Origin of the sequence: Brevundimonas sp. (genome assembly GCF_029946145.1) — a bacterium.
Lineage (GTDB): Bacteria > Pseudomonadota > Alphaproteobacteria > Caulobacterales > Caulobacteraceae > Brevundimonas.
Window position 1 is genome coordinate 260,799 of sequence record NZ_JAQSDY010000012.1, and the last position, 7,213, is coordinate 268,011.

A 7,213-nucleotide genomic window follows, 5' to 3' on the forward strand; every position below is an offset into this window, starting at 1 on the left:
CGTTGAAGTCGCGCGCGTCGTCTTTTGGTCTGACGCCGACCTGCATCTGCCTTGGTCCACTGTCACCTCGTCGAAAGCGATGGCGACCGCCTTGACCCAGATCAATCCGTTCGCATCAGGCGCTCGATCTCGGTGAACAGCAGCTCGGGTCGGCGCGCACCACCATCACCGGGCAGGGCGCGTTGCGCACGATGGCCTTCAGCGTGTGGGCCCGCTCGTCGCTCCAGGCCCCCTTCCAGGCGACGACGATGAGGTCGACGGACTGATCGGCGGCGACCCTGAGGATCTCCCGGCCAGGGTTGCCGCCCAGAACCTGCAGCCGGGCCTTGAGCGGCCCGTCCGGACAGAGCCGGGCCAGTCGGGCGAGGACCTCGTCCGTCCAGCTGGACCACTCGTGCTGCGCCTGGTCCACATAGCGCGGCACCGGAAACGAACCGGGTTCAAGGGGCGATCCCACGCCGGGGGCGCCCACCTCCACGATCAACAGTTCAGCGTCTGTCGCACGTGCGATTTCGGCGGCGGGTCCGACTGCAATGTCCGCCGCCGTCCCGCCATCGTGCGGCAGCAGAATCCGGCGCGGCCGCCAGCCCTTCAGGTCCTGCACCGGCGACACCAGCACGACCGGGCACGGCGCGCGCCGCAGCACATCGAGCGCGGTGTGACCCAGCATCGCCGTTGGCCGGGCCGAGGCCGTGTGGGTGCACATGACGATCAACCGGGCCCCGGCCTCGCAGGCCGTCTCAAGGATGCCGTCGGAGGGGTCGCCCACGCGCGCCTCAAGGCTCCAGGCGTGATGCGCGGCGCCTTCCAGCCCTAGGCTTTGGGCCAGGACCCCCAGGGACGGCGGCGCGTTGCTGGTCACCTGGAGGATCCGCAACGACGCGCCCAGCGCTTCCCCGAGGGCGTCGGCGACGGGCAGGGCCGCCAGGGAGTGGGTCGAGCCGTCGAGGGGGACGAGGATCAGGGGCTCAGTCATGGGCGGTCTCCGGCGCGCCGGCGGCGGGAATATGGATCGCATGCCTCTGGCCGCGCCAGGTGATCTCCATCGACAGCGCGGACCATCCTGGCGGAAGGTTCGGCCGGGTTCGGGGCCCGTCTTCCGCGAGGTCAAGACCGCCGAAGCCGAACACGATCGCTTGCCATAGTCCGCCCAGCGCGGCGGCGTGAACGCCGCCGGCCGCATTGCCCATATTGTCGGCCAGGTCGATCGTTGCGGCCTGCCGGAAATACCGCGCCGCCAGCTCCATGTCCCCCAGCCGCGCCGCCACCAGCGCGTGGATGGCGGGGCTGAGCGAGCTGCCGTGGGCGCACCGCGGCTCGTAATAACGGAAGTTGGCCGCGTGCACCTCCGGCGGCCAGGCGTCCGGGAACAGGTGCAGCAGCATCACCACATCGGCCTGTTTGATCAGCTGCGATCGTTGCACGCGCTCGCGCCCCAACACGACGTCTATGGGCGCGGACCGGGGCTCGAGCGCCGCAAGGTCGAGATCCTCAAGGTCGAAATAGCCCCGGAACTGCTCGATCAGGCCGGTGGCGTCGTTGAAGCCGGTGTAGAGATTGTCGGCGATCGCGGCCCAGGTCGCGGGTTCGTCGGCTGTGAGGCCGATGTCCGCGGACAAGGCGAGCCACCGGTCGGGCCAACGTCCGGCCATCAGCGCGGCCACCTCCTGGCCGGTCGTCAGGTTCCAACGCGCCATGGCGTTGGTGTAGGCGTTGTCGTCCACCGTCTCATGATACTCGTCAGGGCCGATGACGCCGCGGATGTGGTGCAGGCCGTCCTCGCCGCGCTCGACCCGGCTGGCCCAGAACCGGGCCGTCTCCAGGATGATTTCCGCGCCGGCCTCCAGCAGGAAGGCTTCGTCCCGGGTGGCGGTCCAGTAACTCCAGACGGCGTAGGCGACATCGGCGCTGATGTGTTGCTCCTGCTCGCCGGTGAGCACTCGCAGAACGTCGCCGCCCGGCTGGACGACCAGCGACGGCGTCGCATCCTCACCGGTGTCGGTGGACTCCCAAGCGTATAACGCCCCGCGCCAGCCCCCGGCGGCGGCCCGGGCCCGCGCGGCGGGAAGCGTATGGCTGCGGTACATCAGCAGCGACCGGGCGGCCGCGGGCCAGGTCAGGATGAAGAACGGCAGCATGAAGATCTCCGTGTCCCAGAACACGTGTCCCCGATAGGCGCTCCCGGTCAGGGCGCGGGCGCCGATCGACGTGCGCTCGTCCTCGGGGTTGGCGGCGCTGATCAGGTGATAGATCGCGAACCGGGCCGCCTGCTGGGCGGCGGGATCGCCTTCGATGCGAATATCGGAACGGGCCCAGCGCTCGAGCCACGCCTGCCGATGGTCCTCGATATGATCGGCGATGTCCCGCCCGGACGCCTGCTCCAGGTGAACGCGGGCCAGGGCCTCCGGGTCGCCCGGGCTGCGTGAGGTGTGGATCGCGACGATACGGTCGAGCGCGTAGACCTCGCCGATCGCCACGGTCATGGCCGGGGAGTCCGCGTCGTCGGCCGCCGTCGCGACTTCGCCACCGCCCCCCAGGCGCGTCGTTGAGGCCATGGCGATCGTCGTCCCGGTGCTGGTTCGGTGGATCAGCGAGCCCCGGACGGCCGTGTCGAGCGTGACTTCACCGCTGTAGTTCTCCGGCTCGAACCGGGTCGATTGGATCAGCAGATGGCGATCGGCGGCCGAGGCGAGCCTCAGCCCCACGATGCGCGTGACGCGGCCCGCCGGATCTTCCTGCCGCCATTCGCGCCAGAGGATGGCCTGCCGGAGGTCGAGGATCCGCCGATGCTCCAGCCGCCGCCCGACGTCCAGCCGAACCGGCCGTCCCTCCACCGTCAGGGCCATGTGCGTCCAGTCCGGGGCAGTAACTAGGGCCGGAGTCGTGTCGCCAGCGGCCTCGAATACGCCGGCCACGAAGGTCGCGGGTGCTGACAGCCCATCCCCCTCTGACAGGGAGCCTCGCGTCCCCACGAAGCCGTTGGCCACCGAGAAGAGGGACTCCATTTCGTGCTCCCGGGCCGGCGTGAAGGGACCCTCCTCGATGATCCAGTCCGGGTCGGTCGTGCGCGTCGCCGGCAATGTCTGAAGTAGGGACGGCCGCCGGCCGGGGGTCTTCCGTGGGCTCAATTCGATCTGGTCCAGATCGGTCGTCACCAGGTCGACGCCGCGGCGGGACAGCCCGTCGCCGTTTCCGTTCCGGTCGACTCCGACCACGAGCCCGTATCCCGCGGCCCGGAGTGCTTCGACGCCGGAAAGCGCGTCTTCGAACCCGATTATGCGGCGGGGCTCGACGTCGAGCAGACCGGCGGCGTGAAGATAGGTGTCGGGCGCGGGTTTGCCCTTCAGCCCCTGTTGCTTCGCCGTCAGCCCGTTGACCTGAACGTTGAACAGGGTTCCCAAGCCCGCCGCCTGCAGGATCGCATTGGTGTTTTCGCTAGCGGAAACGACCGCTAGCTTCAGGCCCGCGGCTTGAAGCGAATTCACCAGCCGGATGGCGTCGTCGAACACTTCGACCCCGTCCCGGGCGATAGCCTGCAGGAACAGTTCGTTCTTGCGCTTGGCGAGACCGTGCATCGTTGCGCGTCCGGGCGGATTCTCGGGGTCGCCCTCCGGCAGGTCGACGCTCCGCGAGGCGAGGAAGTCCCGAATGCCGGCGAGCCGTGGCTTGCCATCGACGTAGAGCCCATAGTCCCGCTGTCGGTCGAACGGCGTGAATTCGGCGCCGGATGCGCGACAGTTGAGAAAGTCGTCGAACAGTTGCTTCCAGGCGGTCGCATGCACCGTCGCCGTTCGGGTGATCACACCGTCGAGGTCAAACGCCGCCGCGTCGAACCGGGAGAGCTCGATCAGCGGCCGGCTCCCGCTCTCTAGGTTCCCGAGTCCTGCCTTGGCACGACTCCAGGCCTTCACGGCGGGAGAACCATCGTGCGGTCAGGCGCGCCAGGAACCTTAAGAGAGGCTCGCTCGAGAATGCGGGTGACGGCCCGGTGAACCGGATTCTCGGCGAACGGCCGCCGCGCCAGCAGATCGCCGTAGACGTCGAGATAGCGCCTTGCCATGGCGGTCGAGGAGAAGCGCAGATCGAAACGGGCGCGGATGGCGTCGCGGTCCAGCAGGTGGGCGCGCCCGGCGGCGGCTATCGCCTGCTCAAGGGTGTCGACCAGGAAGCCGGTCTCGCCGTCCTCAATCACCTCGGAGGTCGAACCGCAGCGGAAAGCTACCACGGGCGTGCCGCAGGCCATGGCTTCGATCATCACCAGGCCGAACGGCTCTGGCCAGTCGATCGGAAACAGCAACGCCTCGGCCCGGCCCAGGAAGACGGACTTTTGGTGGTCGCCGATCTCGCCGATGAATTCGACCAGCGGATTGGCTTCGACCATCGGCCGGATGACGGTCTCCCAATAGACCTTGTCGGCGGCGTCGACCTTGGCCGCCATCTTGAGCGGCTTGTTCAGCTTCGTGGCGATCTCGATGGCCCGGTCCGGGCGCTTCTCCGGCGATATGCGACCGAGGAAGGCGAGATAGCCGTCCGACCGCGGGCCGAAGTCGTAGAGGTCTGCGGGCATGCCATGATGCACCGTCGCCTTCCAGCCGGCGAAGGGCAGGGGACGGCGCTGGTCATCGGAAATCGACACCAGCCCGAACTGGGGCCAGCGCTCGTAAACACCCGGCAGGTCCTTCATGTCCAGCCGCCCGTGCAGGGTGGTGATGGTCTTGTCCGCCAACCGCTCGAAGAAGGGGAAGTGGATCATGTCTGTGTGGAAATGCAGGACGTCGAAGTCGTCAGCGCGCTTCAATACATCCGACAACATGGCCATGTGGGCGGCGAGTTCCGATTTCAGCGGAGCGGGGTCCAGCCGGATCGCCTGATCCCGCACCGGGATCAGGCGGGCCCGCGTCTCGGCCTCTGCGGAGGCGAACAGGGTGACGTCATGGCCGAGATCGACGAGGGCGTCTGTCAGATGCGCGACGACCCGCTCCGTCCCGCCATACAGCCGAGGGGGAACGGCCTCATACAGAGGGGTGATCTGCGCGATCTTCATCGCGGAAGCGCGGCGTTGGCGACCCCGTGGCGCCCGTCCCCGAACCCTCGCCCGAGGCCGCGTTTCTGCAAGTGAAGATCCTGCCGCGGCGGCCCATGCCCAAGCCGGCGGCGCGACCCCCGCCAGAGAAGGGGTCCGGGCTCATGGTTCGTGGTCCTTGGAAGACTGTTCACGGCCCTTCTTCAATCCTGTTGTCCGACCACAGGATCTCATGTCGGACCCAGTCCGCCTTGATCCGCATCAAACGGACCTCGCCGGTGGGTGCTGTCATGCAAACGCTAAAAGGTCTCCGGCAAAATCGGCGTAAGCCGCTGGCGGGGATGGTGTTTCGTGAAGCCGATTTCGTTCAAGCGCCACCGGTTTCCGGCGGACCTGATCCGCCGCCGTGTGGCTGTACTTTCGTTTCAGCCTGAGTTTTCGCGACGCCGAGGAGCTGCTGGCCCAGCGCGGGATCGAGGTCAGCTACGAGACGATCCGGTGCTGGACTATCAAGTTCGGCCCCCTGATCGCCAGGCGGCTTAAGAAGCGGCGCACCGCACCCTCGCCACGCTGGCACCTGGGTGCTGTCAGGCTAACGCTAAAAGGTCTCCGGCAAAGTCGGCGTAAGCCGCTGTCGGGGATGATTTTTCGTGAAGCCGATTTCGTTCAAACGTCACCGATTTCCGGCGGACGTGATCCGCCACGCCGTGTGGCTGTACTTTCGATTTAGCCTCAGTTTTCGGGACGTCGAGGAGCTGCTGGCGCAGCGGGGGATCGAGGTCAGCTACGAGACGATCCGGTGCTGGACCATCAAGTTTGGACCTCTCATTGCGAGGCGATTGAAGCGCCGCCGGCCAGCGCCCTCGCCACGCTGGCACCTGGACGAGATGGTCTGCTGGATCGCCGGCAAGCGGATGTATCTGTGGCGGGCGGTCGACGACGAAGGCGAAGTCCTGGACCTTGTGGTCCAGCGCCGGCGGGATACAGAGGCGGCGTTGAGGCTTCTCCGACGCCTGCTGCACAACCAGCCTGTCGATCCGGAGACGATCACGACGGACGGTCTGGCGTCGTACGGAGCCGCTCTGGATCAGCTGGATCTGAGGCATCTTCATCGACCCGGCCGGCTCCGGGAGAATAACCGCGTTGAGAACTCCCACCTCCCGATCCGACGACGAGAACGCCAGCAGCAGCGGTTCAAATCCCAAGCCTCGGCCCAGAGATTCCTCACCACCCACGCCGCGATCTACAACACCTTCAACATCCAACGTCACCTGATCAGCAGACCCACTCTTCGCCGTTTCCGCGCCGGAGCGGCGTCAATTTGGGCAGCTGCGGTTGCCTGATTTCGGTAGGGAAGGGCGGCTTTCGACTTGGCGCGGTTAACCTGACAACACCGTCTCCCAAGGCGTCTCGTGCAAATCCGTAATACTATCCAACAGACGGAACTTCGGCCCGAACTCGCCGTGCAGATTTTCGGCGTCGTAGCGAACGACATCCGGTCCGCTGCCTAGAGGAAGCGGTTGGTGCCAGGCAAATCCGCGCCAACTTCGCCTCCGAGCTAAGGATTATAAGGCAAATTCCGTCGATCCGACGACGTTTTCACACAGCCTCGACCCAGAGCGGCCAGTGATGGCTCCCAGCCTCTCGGTCCCGATGACCCCCACGCCGTCGTCGATCAAGAGTGTAGCGTCGGCTCTATAGCTTGACGCGATTCACACGTAGCGCGTTGGTGGCGACGCTGACCGATGACAGCCCCATAGCCGCTGCCGCTCATCGGTGGGACTGCGGGTCGTCGGCATGCTGATGGCTCGCCCCACTCTCCACCAAGTGGCTTGCCGTCTCCACAAAGTGCGTAAACTGCACATAGGCCTGAACATACGCCCTGCCATCCGCGGCGGAGCGGTCTGCCGTCTGCCGGGCGGCGTATGCGGCAGCGAACCGTTCCTGAACGCCGGCTCTAACCCCGGCGGCGATCTCTTCGGCGATGACGTTACCTTGGCCGCTTTCGAGCGCCCGGTCCGCAGCAGCGATCGCCGGGTCTACGCTCCCGGCCGGCTTGAGACCGCTGAAGGCCTCGCCCTCCGTCGCCCGGTGGATTCGAACGAGGGTTTCGAAGAAATAGCGATCCGCGAGATGTGAGCTGCACCCGGTTTCGAGGACACCCGGTTAAGCTACAACCGTCTGCCTTTC

Annotated in this window: 5 protein-coding genes and 1 pseudogene; 2 read left to right on the forward strand and 4 right to left on the reverse strand. The window is 66.7% G+C overall.

Annotated features, from left to right (window positions below; all coding sequences use genetic code 11):
• Nucleotides 1-115: 115 nt before the first annotated feature.
• The 3 genes from PSV23_RS05500 to PSV23_RS05510 are packed head-to-tail and all read right to left on the reverse strand — an operon-like array spanning nucleotide 116 to nucleotide 5,044.
• On the reverse strand, nucleotides 116-976 hold the full coding sequence (locus tag PSV23_RS05500; RefSeq protein WP_300466684.1) for a universal stress protein: 861 nt from the start codon (nucleotides 974-976) through the stop codon (nucleotides 116-118).
• On the reverse strand, nucleotides 969-3,911 hold the full coding sequence (locus tag PSV23_RS05505; protein ID WP_300466686.1) for an HAD-IA family hydrolase: 2,943 nt from the start codon (nucleotides 3,909-3,911) through the stop codon (nucleotides 969-971). The genes PSV23_RS05500 and PSV23_RS05505 overlap by 8 nt, the downstream gene beginning before the upstream one ends.
• Nucleotides 3,908-5,044, reverse strand: coding sequence for a glycosyltransferase family 4 protein (locus tag PSV23_RS05510; protein ID WP_300466688.1), 1,137 nt, complete (start codon nucleotides 5,042-5,044; stop codon nucleotides 3,908-3,910). Before PSV23_RS05510 ends, PSV23_RS05505 begins: the two co-directional genes overlap by 4 nt.
• Before the next feature lie 330 nt (nucleotides 5,045-5,374).
• Here PSV23_RS05510 and PSV23_RS17455 point away from each other — a divergent pair.
• Together PSV23_RS17455 and PSV23_RS05520 are read left to right on the forward strand one after the other, a co-directional pair.
• Nucleotides 5,375-5,519 (forward strand): annotated as a pseudogene (locus PSV23_RS17455) (IS6 family transposase); the annotation flags it as partial.
• A gap of 154 nt (nucleotides 5,520-5,673) precedes the next feature.
• Nucleotides 5,674-6,366 (forward strand): IS6 family transposase, encoded by a 693-nt coding sequence (locus PSV23_RS05520; RefSeq protein ID WP_300466690.1) that lies wholly within the window; start codon nucleotides 5,674-5,676, stop codon nucleotides 6,364-6,366.
• A 427-nt stretch (nucleotides 6,367-6,793) separates the two neighbouring features.
• On the opposite strand, the gene PSV23_RS17380 is transcribed toward PSV23_RS05520, so the two are convergent.
• A complete protein-coding gene (locus tag PSV23_RS17380) occupies nucleotides 6,794-7,120 on the reverse strand; it encodes a DUF6448 family protein (RefSeq protein WP_366524216.1) in 327 nt (108 codons plus the stop codon).
• Between the last annotated feature and the right edge of the window lie 93 nt (nucleotides 7,121-7,213).